Origin of the sequence: Zhenhengia yiwuensis, assembly GCF_014384995.1 — a bacterium.
GTDB classification, from domain to species: Bacteria; Bacillota; Clostridia; order Lachnospirales; family Cellulosilyticaceae; genus Zhenhengia; species Zhenhengia yiwuensis.
In genome coordinates this window covers 1-2,137 of record NZ_JACRSY010000091.1, presented here as the reverse complement: position 1 = coordinate 2,137, position 2,137 = coordinate 1, and the positions used below count along the sequence as shown (strand labels likewise).

Here is a 2,137-nt window from a genome sequence, read left to right as displayed (position 1 = left end):
TGATGGTGAACCACAAATGCAAAGTGGAGATAACACAAATGCATTTGTGAAAAATCACAAATGCAAAGACGAGAAAAACGCAAATGCAAATGTGGAAAATCACACACCAATACCAAATATATATACCAATAAGTATTTAGGTATGTATGTAGATCCCTTTGAGTGCTACGAACAAAACTTTTGCAAATTGATACCAGCACATGTTCGCAATATGATTATTAGTTTTATAGAAGATGGCATTAGTCAAGAACTTATATGCTATATCATTTGTGAAACTGTCTCTAAACAAAAGACATGGAATTATGCAGCAGGGATACTGAATGATTGCGTAGCAAATATGTGCTACACCATAGACCAGTTTAAAATTAAGAATCTAGAATTTAGAGCGTCTCTAAAAGGGGGAAAGAAAAATGCAAGCAATGACAGCAGACCTTCTAGAAAATCCATTAGTACAGAGAGTGTTAATGGCCAAGATGAAAACACAGCAGCACAGACAATCCTTGAAGAAAGAGGATGCACAGCAGAAGAGCTTAAGGCTAGAGCGAGCAGGCATACCAATTTCTAAGTGCCCATATGGGGTATGTGATGGGAATGGTGTCATCTTAAATAGTGCCAACGAAAATGAGTCTGCAAGCATCTGTAAATGTGTACAGGATAGAGTAAATAAGGCACGATACATTAATGCTAATATACCCGAACGCTTTAAAATGTTTACGGTAAATTCTTTTGATTGCAGCTTGTATGACAAAAAAAATGATGCAATCTTAGCCTGCAATGCTAAAGAGGCAGCTATAGCTTACCTCACTCATTTTGAAGAGAATGCTGAGCGAGGAGAAGGTTTATATCTACATAGCCACACCAAAGGAAGTGGCAAAACAAGATTAGCAATAAGTATTGGAAATGCCATTATGGCGTCATATGGCAAGGATGTGAAATTTGTAAGATGCCTCGATTTATTAAGTAAGGTTAAAGAAAGCTACAGAGAGGATTCGGAGTATAGTGAGTGTCAAATACTAGAGGAAATATGCAATATCCCCGTACTTATCTTAGATGAAATTGGGGTAGGTAACGCAAGCGATTCAGATAATAAGATACTTACTCGAATTATAGAAAATAGAGGCACCAATAAAAAAATAACAATCCTCACATCGAATTGCGATATAGATGAGTTGCCATACGATGAAAGGGTCATAAGCAAACTTAAAGAGCAGGCAAGAAGAATTAAGATGCCAGAAGAAAGCGTGAGAGATAAGGTAGCTGAACAAAGAGACCGAGACTTTGGCAAACAAGTATCATTATTGGAGTGATTAACATGGACTTAACATTAGGATGCAAGGAACAAGTAGGAGCACGAACGATTTATTATTTAATGAATGGGCATAAGCTTACAAAAGATGAATGGACAAGCTTAGTTGAGAACCATATCAAAAAAACATCAAATAGAGAAGCTTATGAAAAAATTAAATCGACCGTAAAGCTTTGGAATAAGCATGACTCCATTGAAGAAGTGGCAATGCATGTCTATGCATCTAAGTATTGCACAAACCTTCAGGTGGAAAAGAGAGAAAGGGCTGTTAAACCAATAAAAGCAGAGAAGGAAACAGGTTATAAACAGCTCACAATTTGTTAGGAGATAATCTATGAGAACTACATATAGCACAGAACCAATTAGGGTAAAACAAATTGACACCGAAACTGGAGAAGTAATAGAAATTTATCCAAGTATTGTATCGGCAGCCCGCGACAACTTTATTGCGGCTAAGACAGTAAGGAGAGCTTTAAAGGGTAATGGATATGTACCTACAAAGCAATTAAAATTCGAACTAGCATAAGAGGAGAAAGCAGATGGCTATTATAAATTGCAACAGCAACCAGTGCAAATGGTGCACTAATGGAGAATGTACCTTACAAGGGATAAAGGTTATTAATGGCTTATGCCAAGAGTTAGTTAAAGAACAGTCTGTATAGACTAAAGGAATGGTCAAAACAGACTAACGAAGAGGGAGGCATAAATGGAAAAGCGTTATTACAGCTATTTAGCAGATATGAAGCTAAAGGCAACTGAATATAGGATTGTACTTGTACTGCTTACAAAGCCTTATACAGCTGCACAGTTGGTAAAAGAGACTGGCATTGC

Annotated in this window: 5 protein-coding genes; all 5 read left to right on the top strand. The window is 37.0% G+C overall.

What is annotated here, in order from left to right; genetic code table 11:
- Positions 1 to 565 (top strand): DnaD domain protein (locus H8718_RS19965; RefSeq protein WP_249334818.1); only part of this gene is annotated, 565 nt, incomplete at its 5' end.
- A complete protein-coding gene (locus H8718_RS19960; protein WP_330597794.1) occupies positions 465 to 1,307 on the top strand; it encodes an ATP-binding protein in 843 nt (280 codons plus the stop codon). The genes H8718_RS19965 and H8718_RS19960, both read left to right, overlap by 101 nt.
- Positions 1,308 to 1,312: 5 nt before the next feature.
- Positions 1,313 to 1,630, top strand: coding sequence for a hypothetical protein (locus tag H8718_RS19955; RefSeq protein ID WP_249334817.1), 318 nt, complete (start codon positions 1,313 to 1,315; stop codon positions 1,628 to 1,630).
- A gap of 10 nt (positions 1,631 to 1,640) precedes the next feature.
- Positions 1,641 to 1,832, top strand: coding sequence for a hypothetical protein (locus tag H8718_RS19950; protein WP_249334816.1), 192 nt, complete (start codon positions 1,641 to 1,643; stop codon positions 1,830 to 1,832).
- Between the two features lie 13 nt (positions 1,833 to 1,845).
- A complete protein-coding gene (locus H8718_RS20685) occupies positions 1,846 to 1,968 on the top strand; it encodes a hypothetical protein (protein ID WP_283246275.1) in 123 nt (40 codons plus the stop codon).
- Positions 1,969 to 2,137: the final 169 nt, after the last annotated feature.

Coding starts and splice junctions, on each gene's coding strand:
- H8718_RS19960 (WP_330597794.1), top strand. CDS start 465: ATGGCCAAGATGAAAACACAGCAGCACAGACAATCCTTGAAGAAAGAG.
- H8718_RS19955 (WP_249334817.1), top strand. CDS start 1,313: ATGGACTTAACATTAGGATGCAAGGAACAAGTAGGAGCACGAACGATT.
- H8718_RS19950 (WP_249334816.1), top strand. CDS start 1,641: ATGAGAACTACATATAGCACAGAACCAATTAGGGTAAAACAAATTGAC.
- H8718_RS20685 (WP_283246275.1), top strand. CDS start 1,846: ATGGCTATTATAAATTGCAACAGCAACCAGTGCAAATGGTGCACTAAT.